Below are 26,452 nucleotides of genomic sequence, written 5' to 3'. Positions count from 1 at the left end.
GGGAGGCGAACTGCTGAACCCGTCAGCCGACGAGCCCGTCTCCGATAGGTCCCCTGGTGCGGGCGGAGGGACTTGAACCCCCACGACTTTCGCCGCTGGAACCTAAATCCAGTGCGTCTACCAATTCCGCCACGCCCGCATTTTTTGACCGGGACCGCGCGCCCGTTGTCAGGCTGGGCGCAAATCCCGCTTGTAATTCAAATCGGTAAGGCACGGCGACCGCACGCCGGGACAGGCACGTCCCGGCCCGGATGGACCAGCAAAGAAAGAGGAAGCCGGCCCCGCTCGGGCCAACGGGCCGCGCCAGGATGGGCACATATACTAGCGGCCCCCCCGGAAGATCAAGGCATTCTCCCTCTTCCCGCAACGTAAGGGAAAAGGGTGCCGATGCACCGGGGCGCACGCTCCGCCGTTGGTGCATCCGCGCAAGCGCCACTCATCCATCGCGAGGGAGGAACTTGGGTTGCAGGGACGACACCCGCGATAGGCGGAGAGCGGGGCTTACCCCCCAGCCGCCTCCGCCCCCGGCTCGCCCGCGCGCGCTTCCGCTTTCCGGCCCGCAAACCGGCTGGTCAGCACATAGAACACGGGCGTGAAGATCAGGCCGAACAGCGTCACGCCGAGCATGCCCGAGAACACCGCCGTGCCGAGCGACTGGCGCATCTCCGCGCCCGCTCCCGTCGCCAGCACCAGCGGCACCACGCCGAGGATGAAGGCCAGCGACGTCATGAGGATCGGACGAAGCCGCGTCCGCGCCGCGCTCACCGCGGCGTCGTAGCGGCTCAATCCCTGCTCCTCGGCCTGCTTGGCGAACTCCACGATCAGGATCGCGTTCTTGGCCGCGAGCCCGACCAGCACCACGAGCCCGATCTCGACCAGGATGTTGCGGTCGAGGCCCATGTAGTTGACGCCGATCATCGCCGCCAGGATGCACATCGGCACGATCAGGATGACCGCCAGCGGCAACAGCCAGCTTTCGTAGAGCGCGGCCAGCACCAGGAACACGAACACGACCGCAAGCCCGAACGCGACCACCGCCGTGCTGCCCGCGAGCTTTTCCTGCAGCGCGATCTCGGTCCACTCGAAGCCGAAGCCCGACGGCAGTCCGCTGTCGACGATGTGCTCGATCGACGCGATCCCCTGCCCGGACGAGAACCCGCGCGCGAGCCCCACCTGCACTTCCGCCGCCGGGAACAGATTGTAGCGCGGCACGCGGTACGGGCCCGTCGTATCCGAGAAGGTCGCCACCGAGCCGAGCGGCACCATCTCGCCGGAATCGCTCCGCGTCTTGAGGTTAGACACGTCCCGCAGCGTCTCGCGGAACGGATTGTCCGCCTGCGCGGTCACGCGGTACGTGCGGCCGAGAATATTGAAGTCGTTGACGAACGCCGAGCCCATGTAGATCGAGAGCGTCTCGAACACGCGCCCGATCGGCACGCCGAGCTGCTCGGCCTTCGTACGGTCGATGTCGGCCCAGATCTGCGGCGTACGCGTATTAAAGAGCGTGAACGGCTGCACGATGCCCGGCACCTGCCCCGCGCCGCCCGCGACCGCCCACGCCGCGCCCTCGAGCGCCGGATAGCCGCGCCCGGCCCGATCCTGCACGTAGCCCTTGAGACCGCCGCCCGTGCCGATGCCCGGCACCGAAGGCGGCTCGATCACGAACGCGAACGCCTCCTTGATGGTCGCCATCTGCTGGCGCAGGTCACCCAAAATCTGATCCTTGGTGATGCCCGCCTTGATGCGGTCCTCGAACGTATCGAGCCGCACGAAGATCACCGCCGTGTTCGGCGCGTTGGTGAATGTCGCGCCGTCGAAGCCCGCGAACGCGACGGCATCCGAGACGCCAGGACGCGTTAGCATGAGCTCCGACGCCTTGCGCACCACCGCGTCGGTCCGGTCGAGCGTCGAGCCCGGCGGAAGCTGGAACGCGGTGATGAAATACGTCCGGTCGAGCTGCGGGATGAGACCCGTGGGCGTGCTCGCAAGGCGGTTGTAGGTGAGGAACAAGAGCCCGCCGTAGAGCAGCAGCAGGATGAGCGGCAACCGGATCATCTTGCTCGTCGCGCTCGCATACCCGTGCGAAAGCCCTTCGAACATCGCATTGAAGCCGCGGAAGAACAGCCGCACTGGCGCGCCGAAAATCCGTGACGCCCAACTCTTCGGCGCATCGTGATGCGCATGCGGCTTGAGCAGCAGCGCCGCCAGCGCCGGCGACAACGTCAGCGACACGAAGCACGAGATCGCCGTCGACGCGGCAATCGTGATCGCAAACTGCTTGTAGAACGTACCCTGCAGGCCCGAGATGAACGCCGTCGGCACGAACACCGCGATCAGCGTCGCCGTGATGGCGATCAGCGCGCCGCCCACTTCGTCCATCGTCTGATGCGCCGCCTCCTTGGGCGACAGCCCCTCGGTCAGCTTGCGCTCCACGTTCTCGACCACGACGATGGCGTCGTCGACGACGATGCCGATGGCCAGCACCAGTCCGAACAGCGACAGCGTGTTGAACGAGATCCCGAGCGCGCCCATGACGATGAACGCGCCGATCAGCGACACCGGAATGGCGATGATCGGAATGACCGCCGCCCGCCACGTCTGAAGGAAAAGAATAACGACCAGCACCACCAGCACCAGCGCTTCGATGAACGTGTCGATCACCGCGTCGATGGAGTAGCGAATGAAGTCCGTCGGGTTGTAGACGATGGTGTAAGCGACGCCGGGCGGGAAATCCTTCGCCAGCGTTTCCATCTCCGCCTTGACGGCAGCGGCCGTCGCCAACGCGTTCGACCCCGGCCGCTGGAACAGCACGACGGCCGTCGCCACCTTATTCGAAAGGTAGGCGTTGACGGTGTAATCCTGCGAGCCGAGCTCCACGCGCGCGATGTCCTTCACGCGCACCACCTCGCCGCCCGTCTCGGCGCGAACGACGATGTTTTCGAATTCCTCCGGCGTCGTCAGGCGCCCGAGCGTGTGCACGGAAAGCGTGAACGCACCGGGGGACGATGCCGGCGGCTGGTTGATGGAGCCGGCCGCCACCTGCAGGTTCGCCGCCCGGAGCGCCGCCACGACCTCGCTCGCCGTCAGGTTGCGCGAGGCGACCTTGTCCGGATCGAGCCAGACGCGCATGGAATAGTCGCGCGCGCCGAACACGCGGCTGTCGCCGATGCCGTCGATGCGCGCCAGCCGGTCGCGGATGTAGAGCGTGGCATAATTCGAGATGTACTGCTGGTCGCGCGTGCCGTCCGGCGAGATCATATGCACGACCATCATCAGGTCGGGAGACGCCTTGAGAACCGTCAAACCGAGACGGCGCACGTCTTCCGGCAGCCGCGGCTCGGCGATCGAGACGCGGTTCTGCACCAGCACCTGCGCCTGGTCGATATCGGTGCCCGGCTTGAACACCACGCTGATCGAAAGCCGCCCGTCACCCGTCGACTGCGACACGATGTAGAGCATGTTGTCGACGCCGTTGACCTCCTGCTCGATCGGCGCCGCGACCGTTTCCGCGATCACGGCCGCCGAGGCGCCCGGATAGGTGGCGGAGATGTTCACGGTCGGCGGCGCGATCTCGGGGTACTCGGCAATCGGCAGGGACGCGCCCGCGATCACACCCACGATGGTGAGGATCACGGACAGCACGGTCGCGAAGATCGGCCGGTCGATGAAGAAGTGAGAAAAGCGCATGGGTGTGTTCCGTGGGCGATTGCCCCAGTCCCGATAAAAATGGGTGTCCCGTAAAGGTGTCCGCCGTGAACTTAAGGTGCCGCCGCCTTGATCTCGCCCGTCTCGACCGTGACTTTCGTCCCCGGCCGCACCATCGGATTGGCGAGGCCGTCGATGATGATCTTGTCTTTTGCTTCGATCCCGGCCGTCACAACGCGCAGCCCCTCGTAGATGGGCCCGAGCGTCACCGAGCGGCCCTGCACCTGGCCGTCGTCTCCGACCACGAAGATCATCTTCTTCATCTGGTCGGACACGATCGAGGCATCAGGCACCAGCAATGCGTCGACTTCCCCGCCGAACAGCCGCAGGCGGGCGAAGATTCCCGGCGCAAACAGCTGATCCTTGTTGGGCACCAGCGCGCGCCCGCGCATCGTGCCAGACCGGGGATTGAGCTGGTTGTCGACGAAATCCATCGCGCCCTCATGCGGCCAGTCGGTTTCGTCCGAAAGCCGGATGCGCACAGGATTGGAGCTGTCGCGGGACGACGCCCGCTTGCCGGACGTCGCCAGGCGCGAATAGCGCAGATAGTCGGACTCCGAAACGTCGAACAGGAAATGGATCGGGTCGAGCGAAACGATCGTCGTCAGCAGCGTCGTGCCTTGCGCGCCGCCGATGACGAGATTGCCGATATCTACTTTGCGGTCCGAGATCCGCCCCGATATGGGCGCCTTGACGATTGTCCATTCAAGGTTGAGCTCGGCGTTCTTGAGGTTGGCTTCCGCCACCTGCAACTGAGCTTCCGTGACGCTGAGGTTGGCGCTGCGCTGCGTATAGTCGCGCTCCGTCACCGCACCCGATTTCACCAGGGGTGCTGCGCGCTCCACCTCGCTCAACGCCAGCGCCACGGTCGCCTTTGCCCGGACAATCTCGGCACGCGCGCTTTCCGCCGCAATCTCGAACGGCCGCGGATCGATGGTGAAGAGCGGATCGCCCGCCTTGACGATCTGCCCGTCCTTGAAATGCACCTTGTCGACGAAGCCCGAGACGCGCGGACGCACCTCCACAGACTCGACCGCCTCGAAGCGGCCGGAATATTCGTCCCATGTCGTGATGTGCTTCGCGATCGGCGGCGCGACCGTAACTTTCGGCGCCGGAGGCGCTTGCGCGATCGCGGCGGAGTAGAACAGAAACACGGCCGGCAATCCCAGGAGCAGGGTGCCAAGCGCTTCGCGGCAGCAGCGCATCGCTAATCTCTCGAATTCTGAGCGGACGGGAATGAAACGCAAATCTGGAACCCCTTCTTTATACGTGGCACCAGCAGAATCCCAGCCCGGCCTCCGCTTCGTCCCCACGCGCCAGCGGCAGCACTCCGTGCGCGGACGTGAGGAGGCCGGTCGTCAGCATGCGCACGGCAAAACGGGCTCCGCCCGCCAAGCGTTTCGCAAGACAGTGCACGGTCGATGCTGGCAACATCCGCCATTCTGCGGTACGGGGAACACAGGGACGGCGCTCAAAAAAGCAGCAACGAGAGAGTTGGATCGTGACGGGCTCTAAATTCGATCGGCGGCAGATCCTCTCAGGGGTCGCAGCCACCGGCCTCGCCGCAACGCTGAACGTGGCCGCTGCCGATCCGGCAGCCGCCGAGAGCGTCGCCGCCAAGGCAGGAGTAAAGGCCGGCCTGAAGCTCGGCGCGCCTGAAAAGTTCTCGTATGCCCTGCTCGAACAGCGGGCCCGCGAGCGCGCAGCCCTGCCCTGGGAGCCGCCCGTTCCCGTCGCCCCGGACCTCCTGGACCGCATCACCTACGACGCCTACCAGGAAATCCGCTTCCGGCGCGAAGCCACCTTGATGCTCGATGAAGATCGCGCGGTGCCGGTGCAGCTCTTCCATCTCGGCAAGCAGACCCGCGACTCCGTCAAGGTCTACCTCTACCAGGACGGCGAGGCGCAGGAGGTGCTCTACAGCTCCGCCCTGTTCGACACGCCCGAAGGCCATCCCGCCCGCGATCTTCCCCCCGACGTCGGCTTCGCGGGCTTCCGCGTCATGGCGCCCGACCTCAAGACAGACTGGCTGGCCTTCCTCGGCGCGTCTTACTTCCGCACCTCCGGCCCCTTCAACCAGTACGGCCTCTCGGCCCGCGGCCTGGCCATCGACACCGGCGCGCCAACTCCCGAGGAATTCCCCCGCTTCACCGATTTCTGGCTCGAAAGCGGCGACAACGACGCCCAGATCTTCACCGTCTACGCCTATCTCGACAGCCAGCGCGTGACAGGCGCCTACCGCATCACGGCCAAGCGCAACGTCGATGCCCGCAACATCGCGCGCGTGGAAATGGAGGTCGAAGCCAGGCTGTTCGCGCGCGCCGACATCACGCGTCTCGGCATCGCGCCCTTCTCGAGCATGTACTGGTACGGCGAGACGAGCCGCCGCCAGATCGTCGATTGGCGCCCGGAGATCCACGACTCGGACGGGCTCGCGATCTGGACCGGCTCGGGCGAGCGCATCTGGCGCCCCCTCAACAATCCCCCGCGCGTCATGGGCAACGCCTTCGTCGACAACGACATCCGCGGCTTCGGCCTGCTCCAGCGCGACCGCGACTTCGTGCACTACCTCGACGACAGCGTGTTTTACGAGCGGCGCGCCTCCGTCTGGGTCGAGCCCATCACGCCGTTCGGCGAGGGCGAGGTACACCTGCTCGAAATCCCGACCGACGACGAGATCCACGACAACATCGCCGCCTACTGGTGCCCGAAGGCGCCGTTCAAGGCGGGCGAGAGCCGCACGTATGTCTACCGGCTGCGCTGGCTCGACGACATTCCGTTCCCACGCGCGCTGGCTAAAGCGACCGCGACCTGGACCGGCATCGGCGGCCGACCCGGCCACAAGCGGCCCGAAGGCGTGCGCAAGTTCGTCGTCGATTTCCAGGGCAGCGTCTTCCGCGGCATCGGCCGCGAGGACGGCGTCGAGATCGTCGTCACGCCCTCGCGCGGCACGCTGAGCAACGCCTACTGCCATCCGGTGGTCGATCAGCGCGAGCGCTGGCGCGCGCTATTCGATCTCGAAGCGTCCGGAGAAGAGCCGGTCGACATCCGCATGTTCCTGCGCAAGGACGACCGCGCGCTCACCGAAACGTGGGTTTTTCAGTACTTCCCGGAAACCTGACCGGAGAAGGCACGCACCTTCGTGCTACGAATTACGCGACGGCCTCCTCATTGAGATGGCTCTCGGCAATTTTCGTGAGCTTGGCATCCGCGCCGTGCTCTTCTTTAAGTGTCTTGCCGAGTATCTGCGCAGCCTTCGTATTGCCGAGCAGATTTGCCCACGACACGAGAGTTCCGTAGCGCGTGATCTCATAGTGCTCAACGGCCTGAGCGGCGGCGATCATGGCCGCGTCGCGCGTATCGGGATCCTTGATTTCTTCCATCAATTCACCCGCCTCTTCCAGAATGCCGTCGATCGCCGGACATTTAGCGGCTTTCGGCTTCTTATCGAGGGTTGCAAACACGTCTTCGAGGCGCGCGACATGCTCTTTGGTTTCGGCGAGATGACCGTCGAATGCCTTGGCAAGTTCTGAAGAATCGGCGGTCTTCACCATCTTTGGCAGCGCCCGTACGATGCGCTTCTCAGCGTAATAGATGTCCTGCAGCGTATGCAGGAACAGGTCGCTCAGCTTTTCGATTTTCATGTGTTTCCTCCAGAAGCTTCAACGAAAAAAAAGCCGGTCAGGTGACCGGCCTTTTTGGGGAGAACGAATCCGTATCAGAGCTTTTCGTTGATCTTGTCGGCGACCTTATTGGCCCCGTCCTTTACGGCTTCCTTGGTCTTGCCAACGGCAACCTGAGCTTCGCCCTTGAGTTCCTGAACGGCGCCTTCGGCTTGCAGTTTCTTCGAACCGACAACCTTGCCCACGCCCTGCTTGATATTGCCGGCGGCCTCGTTGGCGTAACCTTTAATCTTGTCTGACGTGCTACCCATGGATCAGAACCTCGCGAAAATGCTCGCGGCATTGCGAGCGTGGGACCAACGCTCAAGCGATCGGTTGGTTCCGATGTCATCGCGCGCTGTCGTTTTGCGCGGAGCAGACCCCTGCGCAGCCCTCGCGGTTCAGTTGCGCGCGTGGGAAAAAAGCGGACACGTCAGCGTCTTCTGCAGCGCTTCGACGAGCTCTTGTCGGTTGCGCGCCGTGAGCGCGAGTCCACCGGTCTCTTCCGCCATGCACGCAGATCCCGTCCCGCTCGCGAGCCACGTCGAACCCGCCACCTTGAACTGAATGACGTGAATGGTGAGCTGGTTGGCTTCCGCCCTCAGTTGCCGCGCAAGCTTGCACGGATCGCCGCCGCAGGTCTCCTCGCCGTCCGTCAACAGCACGACCACCGCGGGTTTCTCCCGGAACGCCAGCGCCTCAGCCGCCTCTCGCACCGCCGTCGTGATCGGCGTCTGCCCGGCCGGCACCAGACCGTCCACCTCGCCCATGATCGTCTGGGCGCTGTTGCGAGCAGGCGGCAAACGCAGCTCGACGTTATCGCAGCGCGAATGCGGACCCGGCCCGTAGACGATGAGGCCGAGATCGCGGCGCGGCGCGACCTGGGGAAGAACCTTGTCGAGCGCATCGCGCACCTTGGCGATGTGCGGCCGCTGCTCGTTCATGTCCGTTCCGGCCATGGATCCGGACGCGTCGAAAACGAGCATGGCGTCGTCGAGGCACCGCGTATCGTCGCCCGCCCACGCCTGCCCCGCGACCAGGGCAAGCAGGCCGAGCAGCACGCATGCTGGAACGGAGCCGCGCACGGAGCGCCTCCTTCAGGGGAAACGAAAACGGCCGGAGGCGCGAGCGCGCCACCGGCCAGATGTTACACGATTACGTCGAAGTGGGGCAGCCTCAGCGCGCCTTCGCGGGGCCCGTTTCGACCGGCGTATCGAGCCCTTCCTGGCCCCACTCGGCCCACGATCCGTCATACACGGCGGCGTTGGTCTGCCCGATCACGGCCAACGCCAGCGACAGCATCGAAGCGGTGACACCCGATCCACAGGTCGTCACCACGGGCTTCAGCGGATTGATGCCGACATCGGCAAAAATCTTCTCAAGCTCGGCCTTCGACTTGAGCGTGCCATCCGCGTTGAGAATGGTCGGCGACGGAACGTTCGCGGCGCCGGGGATGTGCCCCGAACGCAGGCCCGGACGCGGCTCAGGCTCCGTGCCCTCGAAACGCGCCTTGGGGCGCGCGTCGACGATCTGCATGTTGCCGGCGGCGACATAACCCTTCATGTCGTCAATATCCCGGATCAGCGACGTGTTCTGCAGCGGCGTGAAATGACGCGCGGTCCGCGAAACCGGAGCCATATCCTCAAGCGGCCGGCCCTCGGCCTTCCACTTCTTGAGGCCGCCGTTCAGCACCGCCACGTCCTGATGCCCCATGGCGCGGAACGTCCACCACACGCGCGCGGCGGAAAACAGCCCGTAGGTATCGTAGACCACGATGCGCATGCCGTCGCCCACGCCGATCTTCTTCATGCGCGAGGCGAACTTCGGCGTCGGCGGCAGCATGTGCGGCAGCGATGACTTCTCGTCCACGAGATCGTCGATGTCGAAGAACAGCGCTCCCGGAATGTGCTCTGCGAGGTATTCGGCTTTCGCATCGCGCCCCGAGTTCGGCAGATGCCAAGAGCCGTCGAACACGATCAGGTCCGGCGCATCCAAATGCTCGGCGAGCCACTCTGTCTCGACGATCCAATTCTTGGCGGTCACCGGCACGAAATCCTCCTTGAGTGCGTGTTGTCGCGAGTGCTTGTCGTCCACGAGGCCGACGTCCATGTGGCCACTGGGTCGCGGCCGGAACGTGGCGTGAAGCGGCGCCATCTCGTCGCCCCGGTCCGCGAAGCTTGGCGGCTCCAAGGGGCGGCGCGGGCCGCAGGCGGAATGCCCGGGCACCGAAGCGCGCCGTACCCTAATGGCGACATGTGACGGCCGCAAGTAGCGCGCGCGGCACTCTAGGCGCCCGTTTCGTCCAACATGGCGGATAGCCCGGAAAACCGGGCTCCGCCGCGCTTGCAAGCGACCAGAGCGCCTGCCGGCAGTGGGTGGGGCCACAAAAGAAACCGCCCCATCGGCTGTCCGATAGGGCGGTCGCAGTCTTTCGCCAATCCAGACGAGCCGGATCAGAAATTGATCTTCAGATTGGAGTTGAAGTAGGCGCCCTCGCCACCGCGAACGCCGCCGAAGGTGATGCCGCGATCGTTGTCCTCGACCCACTGGTAGCCGCCGCTAACCGAGACTTCAGCCGGGAGCGTGGGACGCAGGTTGAAGGGCAGAACCGCGAAGGCGCCGAGGCGATAGGTCGAGTCGCCTTCCTCGTTCCAGATCTCACCCTCAGGACCGAACTTGGTCCCGTTGAGGTTCCAGCCGACGCGTGCGTTGCCGTAGAAGGTGTCGAACGCCGTCGAGTAGCTCGTGTCGAGCGCGAAGTAGTACGGCTGCTCATCGCCCGTCTCGAGCTCGAAGGCGAGCTTGAAGCCGGTCTCAGTGCCGCGCACCTTGTTGCCCGTGTCATCCGGCGAAAGATCGATGTCGCGAACTTCCATACCGACATAACCGATGGCCACCATCGGGCCCATGTAGTGCATGTAGCCGAGCATGACGTCGAGTGCGCGGTCTTCGGCGTCAACCGAGCCCGTGCTGTCGCCGTACTCGTATTCCGAATACCAGCCGAACGTACGAGCGACCATGCCGCTGCGCGTGAAGTCACCGTTCAGAGCGACCAGGTTGCCCGAGTAAAGGGTCCAGATGTCCTTGGCGACATCGACGCCGCCATAGCTGATGACCTTGATGTTGCCGTCAGACGATCCGCCACCGAGCGGTCCGCTGCCACGGTCGAACTTGTAGACGAGGCCGAGCTTGGCGGTAACGATCTCAGGGTCTTCCTTGTCGACCCAGCTCGTGACGCCATCGCTGTTCGCGTTCGTGGTCTCGGCATCATACTTCGCGTAGCGAACTTCGCCGCGCAGGAAGAAGCCGTTGCCGAGCATCGTTTCGAGACCGCCACCGATGAAGTAGCCGTCGAAGTTTGCGTCGCCCCTGCCGGGATAGATCACGCCGCCGTCGTTGATGTCCCACCAGCCGTCGTTATCGAAGTGAGCGCGCGAGTAGCCCGCCGTCACGAAGGCAAGGGTCGTCGGCCTCACGAGATAACCGATGCGGCCGCCAATGTTGTAGGAGCGGTCGATCGTCATGCCGTCCTGGTCGCGGCCACGGCTAATGTCCGACCAGTCGATGTCTCCGAACACGCCGACGACGATGCGGTCCCACTGACAGTCGTAGCCCCAGACGAGCGACACGAGACCGCCATCGGCGTCTTCGCCGACGACCGAGTGTACGCCGTCAGTGTCGTTGTAGACGTTGTCGGAATCGTTCCAGCCGTAGCCGATGCTGCCGCCGAAATACATTCCGGACCACGTCGGCGCGGCGGGCTCTTCAATCGTGTCCTTGAGCGACACCATGCCATCTGCGAGTGACGGCGTTGCCATGAGCGCAAGTGCGAAGCCGCCCATTACAGACGTGAAAATGCGCTTTCCCATAGGAAGCCCCCATAAACGGTGCGGGAAAAACGCAGTTACAGTCCCGGCGAAATTTTAGCTCTATACCCCTAAACAAATGATTCACGCCGGTCTGTCGACGGCCGTATCGCTCATGGCGCGATTTTCCGGCCCTAAGCTGGCGCAAAGGATACAGATTTTCCCGCGCCCCCCTCGATAGGGACGATTGAGCAACCCAAATGCGCCAGGCATGTTGTGGATAAGATCAACTCGCCTGACGCCTCATCAGGCTCGGGTCAGTTCACCGGAGTAGCCGCCTTCGGCGTCACGAGACCGACCGGAATTCCATCGGGATCGGCGACAATCGCCATGCGGCCGCTGTTGGCATCGTCGAAGGGCGCCTTCAGCACGCGGCCGCCATTCTTCAGCGCCTCGACGACGGCGTCATCGACGCTCGCCACCTGGATGTAGGTGATCCAGCCGGGGCGGCTGTCATCCATATCGCCGGCTTCCAGCTTCGATGCACCGGCGACTTCCACGCCGTCGCGCATGAAGACCGTGTACTCGGCTTCGCCCGGGTTCGGCGCGCGCGTTGTATCGACGGCCGCCACGGTCTTCGCGGTCCAGCCAGCGACACCGGCATAGAAATCGCGGGTTCGGGCGGGATTGGAACTCAGGATTTCGGACCACCAAACCGTGCCCGTTTCAGAGCCCGTGCCCGCGGCCGGAGTTTCAGCAAGGGCCACGCCGGAGTTGACGGCGAGGGCCGCGAGGCCGGCGATGGCGAGGCCACGCGCGAACTTGGTGACAGAGGTGGACTTCGAGCGACGCATTTTCAGCTCCTGTCGGAAAGGGAAACTGAAAGCACCGTCTGCAAGCCGGATGCCACCGCGCCGCCGCCTGGACTCAGACTCAGGCCTTCCGGCAGGGGAAGATGTAGGTAAACCCACGAAAATTCGTGTAATCCGCCTTTGGGTCGAACGGGACGATGCGGACGGATTTGCCGTCTTGCGGCGGCTCGTGAATGCCAAGCATGTACAAGGGATCGATGAGCCGGGCCTCGGGATTGCGCCATTCCTGGCCGCCGTGCCGGTTCGTGACCCACGTCAGCGTCTCGGATTGAACCTCCCACACCTCCCAGTGCACCTCAGGCAGGTAGAAGGCGTGACCGCCCGGCCGGTAGACGGTCGCGAGCCGCTCCCCGCGCGAAATCCGCTGACCGGCCTTGAGGTGCTTGATGTCCTGATACCTCAGATGGTCATAGACCGAGAGGTAATGAGACGCGCCGTCATCGAGATTGAGCTCGGCGGCCGTATGCGAGATGAGCAGCGCGCCTTCCTTGCCCCATCCCCAGTTGGCTTCCCACACGGCTTTCACGGCGCCTGATGCGGGCGCGAGGATGTCGTCCCCGAGCGCTCCACCATCGACACCGGAGTGCGCCTCATCCCGGCGCGAACCGTCGACGTCGCGCCAGCTCGCATAGAGAGAGGTCAATGGGGAGCAGCGATAGCCCTCAGGATAGATCGGAACGAGCTTGCTCCGAGTGATGTCATACCCCTTGTTCACGTCGGCAGATCCGCCCTCGAGGTAATGCGCCACAGCCGAGACACCCGTGGCGCCCAGCACGAGAATTGATCCTATAGGAAGCACGAAACGCAGCACTGTGGTCTACCCCGGCGAGGGTTAATATTAACTATCTTATATCGCTCGCATCTTATTGGATAAGAACGAATTTAAGCGCCGATTGCACGCACAATTTAATGCGGCCCCCGTTGCGAATGCGCCGCACGATCACCCCTGTTGAACCGCCTCGGTATCACCGCGGGCGGCCCGAGCCCGGATCGCGGGTGCGCTGCGGGCGCGTACCACTCTAGGACACGGGTGAAGCATTTCGGAGCGACGCCACCCCTGGCGGGGGCTCCGTGCAGAGTTGAGCACAACTCTGCCGGCCGTTTTGAGCCGCTGGCCGGCATACGTAAGTACCAACAAAATAAGCGGCTTACGCGCCTCCGGTGCGCATGGGGGGACTTTGCAACCCTCCCGAAAAGCCGTGGCATACGCCTTGCGACCGTCTCCTCAAAACTAGAAATCGAAGCGAGGTAGACCGTCTGAGTTTGCGACATCGTTCTTTCGGGACGTCCGAAATGCGGGCCGCGGCCTAGCCGATCCTGACAATCGAAGCCTTTGCAAGCTGTGGTCGAACACCGACTCCAGCAACGGGATCGATTTGTGCCTCGCCTCGTCATCGAGGCGCACGCAAATGCTCAATACGGGCCAGGGAACGCAAACGCGGCGATCCTACGAGACGCCAGCTCTGCGCCTCCTTCATCTCTATTTTGAAGCACAGGTCGCGCTGCATCCGGACAAGCCGGCGGTCGAGTTCTCCGACGACATCATCACGTATGCCGAGCTCGATGCCTACGCGAACCAGATTGCGCACGGCCTGATCTCGCGCGGCGTGCGCCCGGGCGACCTCGTGGCGCTCTACCTCAACAAGTCCCACCGCCTCTATGCGGCGATGCTCGGCATCCTCAAAGCAGGCGCGGCCTACGTGCCGATCGATCCGAGGTTTCCGCTGGAGCGCATCCGCGCGATCCTCGAGGACTCGGCCGCCAAGGCTTTCGTGACGGAACATGCGCTGTTCAGCGCAGTCGACGGCGCCATCGACACCGCCATCGTCAACCTCGACCGCGACCACCCGGCGATCTCGCGCTCGCCCGTGACGCAGCCGTTGCTTTCGCGCGCGATCGATCCCACCGACCTCTGCTACGTGATCTACACGTCTGGCTCCACCGGACGGCCCAAGGGCGTGATGATCGAGCATCGCAACGCCGCCGCGTTCGTGCGCACCCTCAAGACCGTCTACAAGATCACGCCGGACGACCGCGTCTATCAGGGCTTCTCGACGGCGTTCGACGCCTCGGTCGAAGAGATCTGGGCCGCGTTTTCGCTCGGCGGTACGCTCGTCGTCCCCACCGAGGAGATTCTGCGTTCGCCGTCCGACGCGGCCCACTTCATCGACGAGCAGGAAATAACGTACTTCTCCACCGTGCCCACGATGCTGGCGATGATCGATCGCGATCTCCCCACGGTGCGGACGCTTGTCCTCGGCGGTGAAGCCTGCTCGGCCGAGCTGGTAGCCCGCTGGGCCACTCCCGAACGGCGCATGCTCAACACCTATGGCCCGACGGAAGCCACCGTCGTTGCGACCTGGAGCGAGTGCACACCCGGCCAGCCGGTCTCCATCGGTTTTGCCCTCCCCGGATACACCACCCATGTGCTCGACGAGAACCTCAATCCCGTCGCGGCGGGAGAGACGGGCGAGCTGTACATCGGCGGCGCGGGCGTCGCGCGCGGGTACATGAACCTGCCCGAGCTGACGGCCCAGCGCTTCATTCCCAATCCGACCGACGCGAGCGAAACCCTCTATCGCACGTTCGACCATGTCCAACTCTCCGACACGGGCGAGCTCTATTTTCTCGGACGCCTTGACGACCAGATCAAGATCCGCGGTTTCCGCATCGAGCTGAGCGAGATCGAAGCGGTCCTGCTGTCGCATCCCGCCATCAAGGCCGCGGCCGTTACCGTCGTCAACACGCGCGACCTCAAGGAGCTCGCCGCCTACGTCGTCACCGAGAACGGCAGCGAAACCTTCGATCGCAACGAGCTCGCCGCGCTGATGCGCGAGCGGATGCCGGCCTACATGCTGCCGCAGTATCTCGACGTGACGGACGCGCTGCCGATGATGTCGAGCGGCAAGATCGACCGCAACGCGCTGCCCGCGCCGCAGAAGCTTCTGATCGACACCGGCGCGGCCGTCGCCCCGGCGAACGACCTCGAGCGGCGCGTTGCAGACGCCTGGCAGCGCGCATTCGGCATCCCCGAGATCTCCGTCGAAGCCGACTTCTTCTTCGACCTCGGCGGCCATTCGCTGCTCGCGGCCCAGACCGTGGCGCGCACGCGCGAAACCACCGGATCGATATCCCTTTCGGTGCGCGACATCTACGAACACCGGACCGTCCGCGGCCTCGCCGCTCACCTATCCGAATCCTCGGACCACGGGGCGGACGCAGCCCTCTTCGCCGAAGACGAAGCCCGCGAGACCCGCGCGGCCGAAAGCGCGAACGCGGACGTGCATCCGCTGGTGCGCTGGACCACGGCCACGCTGCAGGCGGTCTTCGCCGCGAGCTACTATGCCATTCTCGCGCTGCCCCTCACGTACGTCGCACTCGTCATCACGGCCGTTGTCGACGGCAAGATGCACTGGACGGTCGCCGCACAGCTCTCGACGGTCGTTGGCTTTCTCGCCTGGCCGTTCCTGCTGCTGCTCAGCATCGCTGTGAAATGGATCGTGATCGGCCGGTACAAGGAAGGCCGCTATCCGGTGTGGGGCTTCTATTACCTGCGCTGGTGGATCGCCAACCGCTTCCAGGCTCTCGCCTGGGCCGAGATGTTCAAGGGCACGCCGCTCATGAGCCTCTACTGGCGCGCGATGGGCGCAAGGATCGGCCGCGACGTCACGATTTCCACGCAACTATCCAGCGCGTGGGACATGGTGACCATCGGCGACAACTCGAGCGTCGGCGTCGAGACCCAGATCCTCGGCTATCGCGTCGAAGACGGCTATCTCGTGATCGCACCGGTCACCATCGGCAGCGATTGCTTCGTCGGCATGCAGTGCGCGCTCGGCCTTAGATCGCGCATGGGCGACGGCGCGCGCCTCGACGACATGTCCCTCCTTCCCGACGGCATCGAGATGCCCGAGGGCGACGCCCGGCGCGGCATTCCCGCGCTGCCGGCAACCGTTCCCGTGCCTGAACGCACGCGCGACCTGAAGAACGCCTCGACGGTGCGCCGCACCGGCCACAAGCTCGTTCGTGTCTACTACGGCCTCCTGCACCTCGCCCTCATCTACGCCATGGGCTACTTCCTGCTCATGACGTCGCTGCCCTCCATCGCGCTGGTTCTCGGCGCCTTGTACCTGGGCGGCCCGTGGTGGGGCGTCGCGGCGGCGTTCGCGTCGATCCCGCTCGGAATATTCGTGTACATCCGCGGCGCGATCATGCTCAAGCGCCTGATCGGTCCGCTCAGCGCCGGCACGATGTCGATCTACAGCTTCAAGTACCTTCGGCACTGGTTCTCGGCGTACCTGCTCGAGAACACCAAGACGCTGCTGATGCCGGTGTACGCGACGATCTACCTGCCCAGCCTGCTGCGCGCGTTCGGTGCGAAGATCGGCAAGGGCGTCGAGATCTCGACGGTGTCGCATGTCTGCCCGGACGTGCTCGAAATCGGCGACTCGAGCTTCCTGGCCGACTCCTGCCTCGTCGGCGGCGAACGCATTCACAACGACAGGCTCGAGATCGGCGCGGTCAAGATCGGCTCGCGCACGTTCATCGGCAACAGCGCCGTGGTCACGGGCGGCCACACCATCGGCGACGACGTGCTGATCGGCGTCTCCTCGACACCGCCGGCAGACACCCCCGTCGTGCCGAACGGCACGCGCTGGCTCGGCTCGCCGAGCTTTGCCCTGCCCAAAACGCAGAATGATAGCTGCTTCGCGGAGACCGAGACCTTCAAGCCGAGCCTTCTTGCGCGGTTGGAGCGGGCGCTGACGGACGCAATGCGTGTCCTGCTGCCGAGCGTGATCGCAGTCGCCTGCATCGTGGCGTTCGTCGCGTTCGTCGTTGCCGGTTCGCGCACGATGCCGCTGTGGCAGGTGCTGGCCCTCATGCCGGCTGTCGCGGTTTCACTCGCCTTTGCCGCTATTCTCGTCACCGCCGTGATCAAAGCGCTCCTGACCGGCACGCACGGTCCGGTCGTGAAGCCGCTGTGGTCGCGATACGTTTGGCACAACGAGCTCGTCAACGGGGTGTACGAGACCATTGCAGCGGCCGCCATGCAGCCGCTCATGGGCACGCCGCTGATCGCGCCATGCCTGCGCATGATGGGCTGCAAGATCGGCAAGTGGTGCTTCATCGACACCACGCTGTTTTCCGAGTTCGATCTCGTCGAGATCGGCGACAACGTGTGCCTCAATCTCGGCGCCACCGTTCAGACGCATCTGTTCGAGGATCGCATTTTCAAGGCCGATCGCCTCAAGATCGGGGACGGCTGCACGGTCGGCAACATGGCCGTGGTGCTCTATGGCACAGAGATGCAGCGGGAATCGGTGCTGGGTCCGCTCTCGGTCCTTCTCAAGGGCGAGATTTTGCCCTCGCGCACGTCCTGGCATGGAATTCCGTGCGAGCGCGTTTTCAGACCCGGCTTCGTCGACCTGGACACGCCCCACGTCCAGCTCGCCGAGCCGCTGGCCGCCTAGCACCGGCGAGAGGCACCGTGCGGAAAGCACAGCCTGAAGAGCGGAAGCCGGCATCCCAGGCTTCCGCGCGCACATAACGCTTTGAAATACATTCCATTTAGCGGAAAGCGCCGCCAACCCATCGAAAGCGTGCGCAATCAAGGAGACCTTGAAAAGCAACACACTGACAATGTTGGCAAAGTTTGGTGAGCCGGGAGGGAGTCGAACCCTCGACCCCATGATTAAAAGTCACGTGCTCTACCGCTGAGCTACCGGCCCGAAATCGTCATGGGAGGCCGGTGCTTACAGGGGTTTTGCAGGGGTGGCAAGGGGTGTGGAACATGGACAGAACCGGACGGAACGAAACGTGAGCCGGTTGCCGAGAGTCCCAACAAGAATCACCGACAGTCTGTGACGTGCCGATCCCCGTCGTGCGTGCGGTAGGTGCGTAACCCCGGTTCAACAGGAAAGGACGACAAACATGGACGAACGAGCGTGGCTGATTGAGATGCAGGATGGCGGCCGTCCGATGTACTGGTGCCGTCTAGACGATGAAGACGGCGTGTGCGGGTGGGCGAAGGATCACAACAAGGCTATCCGCTTTTGCCGCGCTCAGGACGCGCAAGCCATTATCGATGATAACGGTTGGACCAGGCCCAATCCGGTTGAGCACATGTGGCCGGACATGCCGCGGCGCGACTTCAGCAGACCCAAAATGGGATTGAGATAGCCCAGTAGCGGTTCAACACACAGGACAAGGAAAAGAGGGAAGGATGCCACTGATCGAAATACCGAAAGACGCACGAAAGGGAAAACCGCCTTGTGGCGAATGCCACCTCCCCCAGGGCGAGACGTGCGACATCTGTGGAGCGCGCGAACCAACGGCAGCGCAAATGGCCTATGGCCTCCTCTGGCGAGACCACACCGCATCGCCACTCATACACCGGGCGCGCAAGTTGCTGCTGGGGACGCTAACCAAGGCCGAACAGCGCGAAGCTATCGAGTGGGTGACGCGCGAAGTCGGACCGACGACAACTGCCGAAGTTCTTCAACTAGATTTCTGACCGTCATAACCCCGCAGGAAGGGAACAGACGACTACATAGGAGACGACGAGATGCGAACAGGCGACCATGTCCTGCACAAGCCGACCGGCGAGAAGTGGGTTGTCCGCTGCGTCAAGCCGGAGGAAGACCGCTTGTCATGGTGCGGGTGGCCGCCCGGCGAGGCCAAGCTATCCGACTGTGATTTGGTCTACTCGTGCAGCGATGACGAGCACGCAAAGCTTGTCGCGGAACTAGCCGATGACAGCCTAAGGAAAGGGTGAGGAGAGATGGCGACTGAGATTTCAGAACAACGCGCGGAGGAACTTCGGGCCGCGTGGGACGCAGCAACGCCGACGGAACGCCTATCGCTCAATCGGGTGAGTTGGTTCTCTGCCGGCCAGGACGTTACCTATTGGGAAAATACGCCGTCTGAGCTTGAACGAGCGGCCGCATCACGCATTGCGGCGCTCGAAGCGGATGTCACCTTCGTTCGCGAATTGCTGGCTAGATACGCGGATGCGAACTTCGATCCGTCGATGATGGGCCCCACGTTGGACGAAATACGGTGGCACTTTGAAAAGGGTGGCGCCCCCATACGTGCGGCGCTCCGCGCGCCAGTCTCGGATTTGGGTGTTAAACTCTGCCCGCATTGCGAGGGCGCTGGAACGTTTGGCGACCGCGCCTCGGGCGGAGAGATCGATTGCGCATGGTGCGGAGGAACTGGGGACTACCGAGAGCGAGGACGTAACTTCCTGACCGTTGACGACGTATGAAAGATAATCCCTCAGGAAGAGGGACGGCAATGGACATCTCGCCCTACAACGAGCAAGACGACGACAGGATTTTCGCCCTGACGTGCGCCCGCAAAAACGCTCGCTCTGACAGAGACGCAGCGGCTATAGCGTGGGCAGAAGAAGAGATTGAAACCTTACGGGCAGAGCGCGACCAAGCGGTCCGGCAGTGCAATGCCCTGGTCGAGAATCTGCATCGCCTTAGCACGTCGAATAAGGTAGCCCCCTCTTAATCCCGCAGGAAGGGAACAGAACAGATTAAGCCACGATCACACGAACAATCCCGACCACGCAAATCAGCGTGACGAGAGCCCAGCCCACCCGCATCACCGGAGAATATGTTGCGCGTACTCTTTGGTTTCTGACGGGCTGATGGCTCCGGTGAGACCGAGCACTGTCAGCACCAACATGCCCAGCAGTTGGACCCACGGAAGGCCGTGCCACCATCGGGGCTTTCTGTCTTCCAGCACCGTCACCCTCCGCTCTAGGCCGTCCACTCTCCCCGACAGGTTGCCGAGCAGGAATTGCGCCTGGCCTTGCAAGGAAATCCACGACTGCTGCCAATCGTTCCGATGCGTCGGGTCTTGGTTCGGGCGTCGTGTGTTCATGGATATCCGCCCCTGGGGTGCGCGCGAGCATGAGTTTACCTCACGAGGTTTTCTGGTCGGGTTCTGACGCGGGCACTGGTTTCGGAGCTTCTTTTTTGTCGTACACGCACGGTGGTGCAAACACCTTCTTGCCCCCGCCGGCCGCTTCCTTGCGGGTGTTGTCGGCGCTCCATTCCTTCTGCATCCAGCACGGAGCCTTGTCGTAAACCGGGACCGGCTTCAGAAGCTCGCTCACCGCCTTGCCGTCACTCAGAGACGGAGTTTGGGTCTCGAACCAGCCCGCGCACCCGCCCAGGCTGGGCAGCGCGAGACAGAGCGTCAGCCTTGCGAATGTGTTGAGCCGCGGCATTGTCTTTCCTTTCGATCTTTGCGACTGCCTTCTCGGCGCCGCGCTGGCGTTGGTCATACGCAAAGATACCGAGGAAGATGAGCACCCCGCCGCCGATGAGCGCCGGGAGGATGAGCTTGTCGAGGCCTAGATTGATCATGTCGCCTTCCTCGTGATCTTGGGCACGAGGTACATGGCTGCGAGGATCCACGCAGCGAGGCCGAGCGTGATGAGCGGGTTGGCCCAGGCCCAGCTTCCGATGTCGGCGAGGGTGGTTCCAGTACCCTTCCAGCCGGTGAGCCACGAGGTATCGGGCGGGCTCGGCAGTGCGACGGCAGGAGCCGGGTCTGGAACTGGTGTGGAGGCCGGTGCCGAGGCCACCTTCGCGGCCGTACCACCAGTGGCCACCGTCAGAACCGGCCTGGAGGTGATGACCTTGGACGCGATTTCCGTAGCCTTCGCCGTCAGGCTGATGCCGCTCGCCGGGTAGACCTTCCTGTCGAGCTCGAAGTGCGGCGTGTCCCGCTGTTTCCAATCCCCACCCCAGACAATCGGGATATCGAGCTCTCGTGACGCCTGCTTCATCGCAGCGGCGATCTTGGTCAGATCCGGGATGTCGTATTTGAAGTCGTTTGCGTCCACGACGTCGACGGCATGGCCAGTCAAATGCCTACTGTCGAGCGTCCAGCTCTTGCCGGCCGCCTTGAGCTCCTTCTGGCGCTTGAGGTTGCGAAGGCCCTCCGTCACGACGAATGGCACAGAGCAGATCTCCGCCGCCCGGTGCACAACGCGCACGAGATCGGCATGGACACCTTCGAGGTTCTTGAGCGATCGTTCGTTCAGGATCATGGTCTTTCTCTCGCCTGAATCATCAAGGAGTGATTGCGATATGGATTTTGGCGCGACGCTCATTTTGACGGTGCTCCTAGACGGTCAGGAGCGGACTCGGACTGAAGAATTCCGTTCGGTCCCAGAATGCGAACGCTACGCTGCCGCCGTGAAGACGTTCATGCCCGACGACATGAAACTCGTGCGGTGGACCTGCCAGAAGTACGTTCAGCGCGACATTCCACCGAAGTAGAGCGACATGATGAGCCCGCGCCGACAGCGCCCGGCAACATCATGGCTCAGCCCGCCTTTCGTTCGTCCAAGAGGGTGATGTCGATCTGCTCGATCACTTCGAGTTTCGTCACCAAAAATTGGTTGACCTTTTCCTGATCGACGATCCGCGCCTCGAGGCGTTCGCGCGTCTCTGTCAGCATGTCAGCCATTTGCACCAGCAGGCCGTACAGTGGGGCAAGATCGGTCGGCTCCGCCGGCGGCGAATAGGGGACGACAGCCTGCGTTTCAACGACGGCCGGCACTTGAGGCACACTCGTGCCGTACACCGTCTCCACGCTGACCGGCTTGATGCCCTGAGCGCGAAGTAGCGCCGCGTGGGCCTCGTCGTAGCCGGCCGCCGCCAACCCGCCAAAGCGCTTGGCGAACTCGTCTTCCGCCATGTCGTGCTGGATGGAGACCTTCACCGCGCACCCTCGACGAGAGCCTGGCGCCGGGGCGCGTCGATGAGCCCGGCGACCTCGTTTGCCCTCACCATCTCGTTGCGGAACGATTCCACCGCGGCGCCGGTCTGCCGCTGCTGTTGCGAATTCTCAATCATCAGCATCGGCATCAGCGCGTCTACGCACTCCCACCTGCTCACGATGTCGCCAGTCTGTGGGTTCGCTCCGTGGACCTGAACCCACTTCCTGCACTTGCACCGCGTCACCATGTCGAAGCACGACTTCTCGAACCCCGTGTGGTGGCACATCACCTTTTCATCTGGGAGCATGCGCTAGTCCTTCGTGGCGATGATGACGTCGACATACTGCACGGCGAAATCAAGCGCTGTGCCTGAGCCGCCGGAAGTAACAGATCCGGTAATCCCACCTGTGATGCCGAGCGTTGTGGTGTCCGTTGCGCGCAAGATGTCGGACAATCCGCCGCCGCTGCCAGGGCCACCAATCGTATTGCCACCGCTGCGCCGGATTAACGTAGTGTCCCCGGACAGTGCGATGTTGTGCCCGAGCGTGTTCGGCAACGTGTAGCTCGGAAGGTTGGCCTGCGTCAGCGTGCGGTCTCCGAACACGGTCGTGAATGCCGTGGTGCCACCGGTCGATGCCGTGCCGTTTACGATGCGAAGCGCCTTGTTGTTGTGGGTGGTGTCTTTGGTCCAGCCCGTCGGCGCCGCTGTCTGCTGAAACAGCATCTTAGTCCCTGTCGGGAAACCGAGCAGTGCGCGCAGCGCCGAATAGGCCATCGCCTTGTTGGCGCCCGCGGACGCGTCCCAGAACGAGATCTCGTCATCAGTGGCGAAAGCCGTCTCGTTGGGGAGATCGTTTGCGTTGCGCGAATAGCGCCCATCCGCCGTTTGTCGGTTGAGCGCGTGCGTATCTCCCGTGGCGTCGGCCAGCGCCGTGATCTTCTTGTTGTTGAATGGAATGTCGGCGGTAATCGTGGACTGCCCGTCGCGAGCAATGCAGTTGGAGAGACCCGCGGCGAAGCCGTCGTCTTCGGCGTCCATTCGATCTGAGCGCACCTTGATGCCGTTGGAGCGGTCTGCAGTCCAAGAGTGGACGCGCTGAAACGTCCCGGAACCATTAAAAGACAATTGACCGTCCTCCAATTCCATTGCATGCTACGGCCACATGGAGGCGCGCAATGCAAAAAGGTGATGTGTTCACGCGGCTAACTGTCATCGGCATGCGAGGCCGATACGCTGTTTGCATGTGCAGTTGCGGATCAAAAAAGGAGGTCAGGGCTGACCATCTTCGCAGCGGCGCAACCCGCTCCTGCGGTTGCCTTCATTCCGAGCTATCAAGCGCTCGATCAGGCAGGTTGCGTGAAGCCACGACGAAGCACGGGAAGAGCAGGAGCCGCTGTTACTCAATATGGTGCGGCATTGTTCAGCGATGCGAGAACCCGAAGTCCCGTTTCTTTTGTCACTACGGCGGACGCGGGATCACACTGGCGCCGGAATGGCGAACGTTCTCCGCCTTTCATGCCGACATGGGAGACCCGCCTGACGGCTACACCATTGAACGTCGTAACAACGACGGGCCATACTCAACGTCGAACTGCATTTGGGCTAGCCGTCGTACTCAGCAAAATAACCGGCGCTGCAATCGGTCTTTCACCTCGGATGGCGTGACGCACACTGTGGCAGAGTGGTCCAGGTTGACCGGTGTGCACCACAACACAATCACGAGGCGGATAGACATGGGGTGGCCTGCGTCAGCCGTTCTGTCGCCAGAGCACAAAATGGACTTATCCGGTCTCTCAAGGGGTGGAAAGGCGAACGGCGAACGATTGAAGGCCCTGACGCACTGTAAGCGGGGTCATCTGTTCGACGAGGCGAACACTCATTGGAATGGCAAACAGCGAGTATGCCGCCTTTGTAGGCGTGATGCTGCGCGGGATTACCGAGCTACTCGCCGCTCAATTCAGATGCAGAACTGAGTTCACCAGCGCCGCGAGCGCCTAGCAGGATCTGTGCAAGCGCTTCTTTGCTGAGGCCCGTTTTGCGCGAGAGAGATTCAAGCATGCGGCCGGCCGTACCGGTGGCATACGCTGCCTCGCCCATCAAGCGAGGCGACATGAATGGCAGCGCAGCAAGCGACATAGGATTGACCGCTGCCACGCCAGTCGCGCCACCGAGGCCAGTGAGGCCAGTGCCTACGGCCGCCAGGCTTTGGAGGCCGCGCGGCGTCGGGCTGCTCATCGCTTGACCGGCTAGAGAAGCCGGTAGATCAGGCTCGTAGCGCGCCAACTCTTCCATCAGCCGAGTGCGTCGGCCGTAGTTGGTGTTGACGTTGTTGCGCATGACCGACTGGAGCTTACGCGCCGTCGTGTCTGGCGCGGCGCGCTCGCCCAATGAGAAGGTCTTGGAGAGATCATTGATCTGATCCGACGCCTGCGAGTACGCCTTCATAGTCTTGGCGTACTCAGGAACCTGCCGGGTAATCTCAGATTTGATCGTGTTGTAAATGCCGTCGGCAACGCTGCGCGCCTTCGTGTTGGGCATTGTCCGCTGCCGGATCTCGCCAACGGCTTGCTTCAGGGCGTCGAGCGCCTCTGCGGACCGGTATGAGACGTCCGCGGGGGACGCCTTTTCAATCTCCCGGAACTGATTGATCTTGCCTTGGATCTCGTCCAGCGTCTTCGCTGCCACGTCATCGATCGGCACGTCGCGGTAGTAGGCTTTCTTATGAGCCTCCGAGAGCGACTTCATGATCGGCGCGTAACTGACCGGAGCGTCGCTCGCCTTTACGGTCTCCATGCCCGCCTTGTAGGCGTCAGAGCGCTCTTTGCGGATCTGACCCATGGCGGATTGGGCCATATCAATGGTGTCGTTGATACCGGCTTGGCCGCGCATGTTCTCAAGGAACGCGCGGTTTCCCTGAGCGCCTGCCTGGCCCGCAGCGCGGACGGATTCGGTACCGGCGCCGGTCATAGTGCCAATGATCGGAGCGACGACATTCCTCCCGGCAAATTTCGTCGCGTTGATTGCGCCTTCGACAGGGTTCAAAACGCCGCGCGCGATGGCAGCGGATTTGCTTCCAGCGGCCCGCAGTGGTTGTTCGAGCCTGCCGGTTGCGCTAACCGCTGTGTCGGCGATCCGGCCTGCCTTTGATGCTGCCGAAGCCACACCAGGGATGCGTGACGCCACTGCGGTGCCGCCCGATAGGATGGTGCCGAGATCCGCGGCCATGCCAACCGGATCTTCCGCGAGGGTGCGCTTGATATTCTCCTCGCCGCCGTAACGTTCCGCAAAGAAGTCTTTTACAGCGTTGAATTTGGCCTCACGGTTCGCCTTGGCTTCTTGGTCCATGTCGATACCGACAGCATCGGCGGCCGCTCCGACGGCTTTCGAACCAGCGCCGTACCCCACCTCGGCAATGTTGCTCACCGTTTCAACCGGGTTCGTCACCGCATGCCAGATCGATTCACCGAACCGCTGAGCGCTGGCCGGAATGTTAGAAACGGCTGTGCCAGCCGCCTGGCCCCACGACATGGGGTCTTGCTGCTTCGGGCCGCTGAATTGCTTGAACGCTCCAACGGCCGCCTGGACATCCGGGGCCTCGACCTCGAACGTCTTTCCGGACGCCGGGTCCTGAAGCTCGAAAACGGGCATCAGCGCTGCTCCATCTTCTCTCTGATACGAACGCCGTTGATTTCAGTCCAGCCGTCCCCGGCGTGCGCCGGGCTAGCCGATGTGCCATTCGGATTCGGCACGTTACCCTCACCGAAGCGCGCGACGTCATCATTATACGCCTGCCGCTTTAGAACGGCGTATTCCCGCTTGATCTCTTTGAGCCGATTTAGGTTATAGCGGAACTGCGATTCGCTCTGGGACTGCATGAGAGAGCCCCACGTCGACTGCAGAAGCTCGATTTCGCGTTCCGTGACCGAGCCGAGTGCACCGCCAGTTGGAGAGTTCTCGCGCATCTGCTGGAGTGTATCGAACCCAAGGTTTGACTGAATGCCGACAAGGGTCTTTGAAAGGTCGTGCGCTGGCGTTCCAGCGACGTAGCTGGCGACGTTGCCGACGAAGCCAGTGGTCCACGGCCCCGCTTGAGAGATCGCGCGGTCGATTTCATCATTCACGAGGCGGCTCTTGATCTCGTAGTCGGCAAGCGCCGTTTTCGCCTTCGGGAGTCCCAGCTGCCCCTTGGCCTGCCCCTCCCCCAAGGTCTTCTGACGCTCAGCTTGCGCGATATTTCCTCCTACATCTCGGATAGGAGCGCCTGTTGCCTTGTCGTACATTTGATCGCCTACCACATCGACGCCGCGCGACGGCGTAAGAGGCATGGGCGGCGGCTGTGCGGCGGACATGCCTGGCGCCGCAAAACGACCCGCGCCTTCTTGAGGCATAGGCGCCTGAGGTTGCGCGGGCCCTGAGCCGCTCGACGCCTGCCCCTGTCCAGGCACCTCGAGAGGCAGGATGACCCTGCTGCCGTCACCACCAAACTGGATGCTATAGAACTTGCTGTCCGGACCTTGAAAGATGGATCCCGACTTGCCGTAAGTTGTGCCGGCTTCCGCCGCGTCTCGCCGCAGCTTTTCCGCCTGCGCGCGCTTGTAGTCCATCTCGAGCTTTTCAGCTTCGGTCGGCTCGCGGGTTCGCTGGTACTCGTCCCACCGACG

Annotated in this window: 22 protein-coding genes and 2 tRNA genes; 5 read left to right on the top strand and 19 right to left on the bottom strand. The window is 63.2% G+C overall.

The annotated features are described in order from the left end of the window. Window positions 1–54: 54 nt before the first annotated feature. The 3 genes from K2Y42_RS09390 to K2Y42_RS09380 form a co-directional block, all read right to left on the bottom strand. Window positions 55–139: transfer RNA gene (locus K2Y42_RS09390), tRNA-Leu, on the bottom strand. A gap of 362 nt (window positions 140–501) precedes the next feature. Continuing rightward, window positions 502–3,687 carry a multidrug efflux RND transporter permease subunit gene (locus K2Y42_RS09385; protein WP_291151518.1) on the bottom strand — a complete coding sequence of 1,062 codons (3,186 nt, stop codon included), beginning with the start codon at window positions 3,685–3,687 and terminating at the stop codon, window positions 502–504. A 71-nt stretch (window positions 3,688–3,758) separates the two neighbouring features. Then, window positions 3,759–4,910: an efflux RND transporter periplasmic adaptor subunit gene (locus K2Y42_RS09380; protein WP_291151515.1), complete on the bottom strand. Its 1,152-nt coding sequence runs from the start codon at window positions 4,908–4,910 to the stop codon at window positions 3,759–3,761. Window positions 4,911–5,206: 296 nt separating this feature from the next. On the opposite strand from K2Y42_RS09380, the gene K2Y42_RS09375 reads away from it, so the two are divergent. Beyond that, window positions 5,207–6,826: a glucan biosynthesis protein gene (locus tag K2Y42_RS09375; RefSeq protein WP_291151512.1), complete on the top strand. Its 1,620-nt coding sequence runs from the start codon at window positions 5,207–5,209 to the stop codon at window positions 6,824–6,826. A gap of 31 nt (window positions 6,827–6,857) precedes the next feature. Here the strand turns inward: K2Y42_RS09375 and K2Y42_RS09370 are convergent, their stop codons facing one another. The 7 genes from K2Y42_RS09370 to K2Y42_RS09340 all read right to left on the bottom strand — a co-directional run bounded on the left by K2Y42_RS09370 (window position 6,858) and on the right by K2Y42_RS09340 (window position 12,820). Then, the gene (locus K2Y42_RS09370; protein WP_291151510.1) at window positions 6,858–7,349 is read right to left on the bottom strand and encodes a ferritin-like domain-containing protein; all 492 of its coding nucleotides are present in this window, start codon (window positions 7,347–7,349) and stop codon (window positions 6,858–6,860) included. 74 nt (window positions 7,350–7,423) lie between these two features. Next, on the bottom strand, window positions 7,424–7,639 hold the full coding sequence (locus K2Y42_RS09365; RefSeq protein WP_291151507.1) for a CsbD family protein: 216 nt from the start codon (window positions 7,637–7,639) through the stop codon (window positions 7,424–7,426). 129 nt (window positions 7,640–7,768) lie between these two features. Further along, window positions 7,769–8,452: a VWA domain-containing protein gene (locus tag K2Y42_RS09360; RefSeq protein WP_291151504.1), complete on the bottom strand. Its 684-nt coding sequence runs from the start codon at window positions 8,450–8,452 to the stop codon at window positions 7,769–7,771. Window positions 8,453–8,543: 91 nt separating this feature from the next. Beyond that, window positions 8,544–9,416, bottom strand: a complete 873-nt coding sequence (sseA, locus tag K2Y42_RS09355; protein WP_291151805.1) for a 3-mercaptopyruvate sulfurtransferase — start codon at window positions 9,414–9,416, stop codon at window positions 8,544–8,546. A gap of 404 nt (window positions 9,417–9,820) precedes the next feature. After that, window positions 9,821–11,236: a cellulose biosynthesis protein BcsS gene (bcsS, locus tag K2Y42_RS09350; protein ID WP_291151501.1), complete on the bottom strand. Its 1,416-nt coding sequence runs from the start codon at window positions 11,234–11,236 to the stop codon at window positions 9,821–9,823. Between the two features lie 254 nt (window positions 11,237–11,490). Continuing rightward, window positions 11,491–12,027 carry a VOC family protein gene (locus tag K2Y42_RS09345; protein ID WP_291151498.1) on the bottom strand — a complete coding sequence of 179 codons (537 nt, stop codon included), beginning with the start codon at window positions 12,025–12,027 and terminating at the stop codon, window positions 11,491–11,493. A gap of 79 nt (window positions 12,028–12,106) precedes the next feature. Beyond that, window positions 12,107–12,820 carry a peptidoglycan DD-metalloendopeptidase family protein gene (locus K2Y42_RS09340; RefSeq protein ID WP_291151495.1) on the bottom strand — a complete coding sequence of 238 codons (714 nt, stop codon included), beginning with the start codon at window positions 12,818–12,820 and terminating at the stop codon, window positions 12,107–12,109. Between the two features lie 634 nt (window positions 12,821–13,454). Here K2Y42_RS09340 and K2Y42_RS09335 point away from each other — a divergent pair. Beyond that, window positions 13,455–17,516 (top strand): Pls/PosA family non-ribosomal peptide synthetase, encoded by a 4,062-nt coding sequence (locus K2Y42_RS09335; protein WP_291151492.1) that lies wholly within the window; start codon window positions 13,455–13,457, stop codon window positions 17,514–17,516. Between the two features lie 183 nt (window positions 17,517–17,699). Here the strand turns inward: K2Y42_RS09335 and K2Y42_RS09330 are convergent. Beyond that, window positions 17,700–17,774 (bottom strand) — tRNA-Lys (locus tag K2Y42_RS09330). A 202-nt stretch (window positions 17,775–17,976) separates the two neighbouring features. Between K2Y42_RS09330 and K2Y42_RS09325 the strand changes: the two genes are divergently transcribed. From K2Y42_RS09325 to K2Y42_RS09315, 3 genes are all read left to right on the top strand, one after another. Continuing rightward, on the top strand, window positions 17,977–18,225 hold the full coding sequence (locus K2Y42_RS09325; protein ID WP_291151489.1) for a hypothetical protein: 249 nt from the start codon (window positions 17,977–17,979) through the stop codon (window positions 18,223–18,225). 385 nt (window positions 18,226–18,610) lie between these two features. Next, window positions 18,611–18,820 (top strand): hypothetical protein, encoded by a 210-nt coding sequence (locus tag K2Y42_RS09320; protein WP_291151486.1) that lies wholly within the window; start codon window positions 18,611–18,613, stop codon window positions 18,818–18,820. Window positions 18,821–18,826: 6 nt separating this feature from the next. Next, entirely contained in the window at window positions 18,827–19,312 is a 486-nt protein-coding gene (locus K2Y42_RS09315; RefSeq protein WP_291151483.1) for a hypothetical protein, read from the top strand. 344 nt (window positions 19,313–19,656) lie between these two features. Here the strand turns inward: K2Y42_RS09315 and K2Y42_RS09310 are convergent, their stop codons facing one another. The 8 genes from K2Y42_RS09310 to K2Y42_RS09275 form a co-directional block, all read right to left on the bottom strand. Further along, window positions 19,657–19,938, bottom strand: coding sequence for a hypothetical protein (locus K2Y42_RS09310; protein WP_291151481.1), 282 nt, complete (start codon window positions 19,936–19,938; stop codon window positions 19,657–19,659). A 40-nt stretch (window positions 19,939–19,978) separates the two neighbouring features. Then, a complete protein-coding gene (locus K2Y42_RS09305; protein WP_291151478.1) occupies window positions 19,979–20,287 on the bottom strand; it encodes a hypothetical protein in 309 nt (102 codons plus the stop codon). A 135-nt stretch (window positions 20,288–20,422) separates the two neighbouring features. Beyond that, the gene (locus K2Y42_RS09300) at window positions 20,423–21,115 is read right to left on the bottom strand and encodes a M15 family metallopeptidase (protein WP_291151475.1); all 693 of its coding nucleotides are present in this window, start codon (window positions 21,113–21,115) and stop codon (window positions 20,423–20,425) included. A gap of 278 nt (window positions 21,116–21,393) precedes the next feature. Further along, entirely contained in the window at window positions 21,394–21,792 is a 399-nt protein-coding gene (locus K2Y42_RS09295) for a hypothetical protein (protein WP_291151472.1), read from the bottom strand. After that, the gene (locus tag K2Y42_RS09290; protein ID WP_291151470.1) at window positions 21,789–22,097 is read right to left on the bottom strand and encodes a hypothetical protein; all 309 of its coding nucleotides are present in this window, start codon (window positions 22,095–22,097) and stop codon (window positions 21,789–21,791) included. Before K2Y42_RS09290 ends, K2Y42_RS09295 begins: the two co-directional genes overlap by 4 nt. A 3-nt stretch (window positions 22,098–22,100) precedes the next feature. After that, window positions 22,101–22,829 carry a hypothetical protein gene (locus K2Y42_RS09285; RefSeq protein ID WP_291151467.1) on the bottom strand — a complete coding sequence of 243 codons (729 nt, stop codon included), beginning with the start codon at window positions 22,827–22,829 and terminating at the stop codon, window positions 22,101–22,103. Between the two features lie 903 nt (window positions 22,830–23,732). After that, window positions 23,733–25,439, bottom strand: coding sequence for a hypothetical protein (locus K2Y42_RS09280; protein WP_291151464.1), 1,707 nt, complete (start codon window positions 25,437–25,439; stop codon window positions 23,733–23,735). Beyond that, window positions 25,439–26,452 (bottom strand): hypothetical protein (locus K2Y42_RS09275; RefSeq protein WP_291151461.1); only part of this gene is annotated, 1,014 nt, incomplete at its 5' end. The genes K2Y42_RS09275 and K2Y42_RS09280, both read right to left, overlap by 1 nt.

Source organism: Hyphomicrobium sp., assembly GCF_019744875.1.
Classification (GTDB): Bacteria; Pseudomonadota; Alphaproteobacteria; order Rhizobiales; family Hyphomicrobiaceae; genus Hyphomicrobium_C.
The sequence above is the reverse complement of the archived record's forward strand: the minus strand, read 5'-3'. Positions and strand labels throughout refer to the sequence as shown.

Excerpts from the sequence above, each read along its gene's own strand:
- K2Y42_RS09385 (WP_291151518.1), bottom strand. The coding sequence starts at position 3,687 with ATGCGCTTTTCTCACTTCTTCATCGACCGGCCGATCTTCGCGACCGTG.
- K2Y42_RS09380 (WP_291151515.1), bottom strand. The coding sequence starts at position 4,910 with ATGCGCTGCTGCCGCGAAGCGCTTGGCACCCTGCTCCTGGGATTGCCG.
- K2Y42_RS09370 (WP_291151510.1), bottom strand. The coding sequence starts at position 7,349 with ATGAAAATCGAAAAGCTGAGCGACCTGTTCCTGCATACGCTGCAGGAC.
- K2Y42_RS09365 (WP_291151507.1), bottom strand. The coding sequence starts at position 7,639 with ATGGGTAGCACGTCAGACAAGATTAAAGGTTACGCCAACGAGGCCGCC.
- bcsS (WP_291151501.1), bottom strand. The coding sequence starts at position 11,236 with ATGGGAAAGCGCATTTTCACGTCTGTAATGGGCGGCTTCGCACTTGCG.
- K2Y42_RS09345 (WP_291151498.1), bottom strand. The coding sequence starts at position 12,027 with ATGCGTCGCTCGAAGTCCACCTCTGTCACCAAGTTCGCGCGTGGCCTC.
- K2Y42_RS09335 (WP_291151492.1), top strand. The coding sequence starts at position 13,455 with ATGCTCAATACGGGCCAGGGAACGCAAACGCGGCGATCCTACGAGACG.
- K2Y42_RS09325 (WP_291151489.1), top strand. The coding sequence starts at position 17,977 with ATGGACGAACGAGCGTGGCTGATTGAGATGCAGGATGGCGGCCGTCCG.
- K2Y42_RS09320 (WP_291151486.1), top strand. The coding sequence starts at position 18,611 with ATGCGAACAGGCGACCATGTCCTGCACAAGCCGACCGGCGAGAAGTGG.
- K2Y42_RS09315 (WP_291151483.1), top strand. The coding sequence starts at position 18,827 with ATGGCGACTGAGATTTCAGAACAACGCGCGGAGGAACTTCGGGCCGCG.
- K2Y42_RS09310 (WP_291151481.1), bottom strand. The coding sequence starts at position 19,938 with ATGAACACACGACGCCCGAACCAAGACCCGACGCATCGGAACGATTGG.
- K2Y42_RS09305 (WP_291151478.1), bottom strand. The coding sequence starts at position 20,287 with ATGCCGCGGCTCAACACATTCGCAAGGCTGACGCTCTGTCTCGCGCTG.
- K2Y42_RS09300 (WP_291151475.1), bottom strand. The coding sequence starts at position 21,115 with ATGATCCTGAACGAACGATCGCTCAAGAACCTCGAAGGTGTCCATGCC.
- K2Y42_RS09290 (WP_291151470.1), bottom strand. The coding sequence starts at position 22,097 with ATGCTCCCAGATGAAAAGGTGATGTGCCACCACACGGGGTTCGAGAAG.
- K2Y42_RS09285 (WP_291151467.1), bottom strand. The coding sequence starts at position 22,829 with ATGGACGCCGAAGACGACGGCTTCGCCGCGGGTCTCTCCAACTGCATT.
- K2Y42_RS09280 (WP_291151464.1), bottom strand. The coding sequence starts at position 25,439 with ATGCCCGTTTTCGAGCTTCAGGACCCGGCGTCCGGAAAGACGTTCGAG.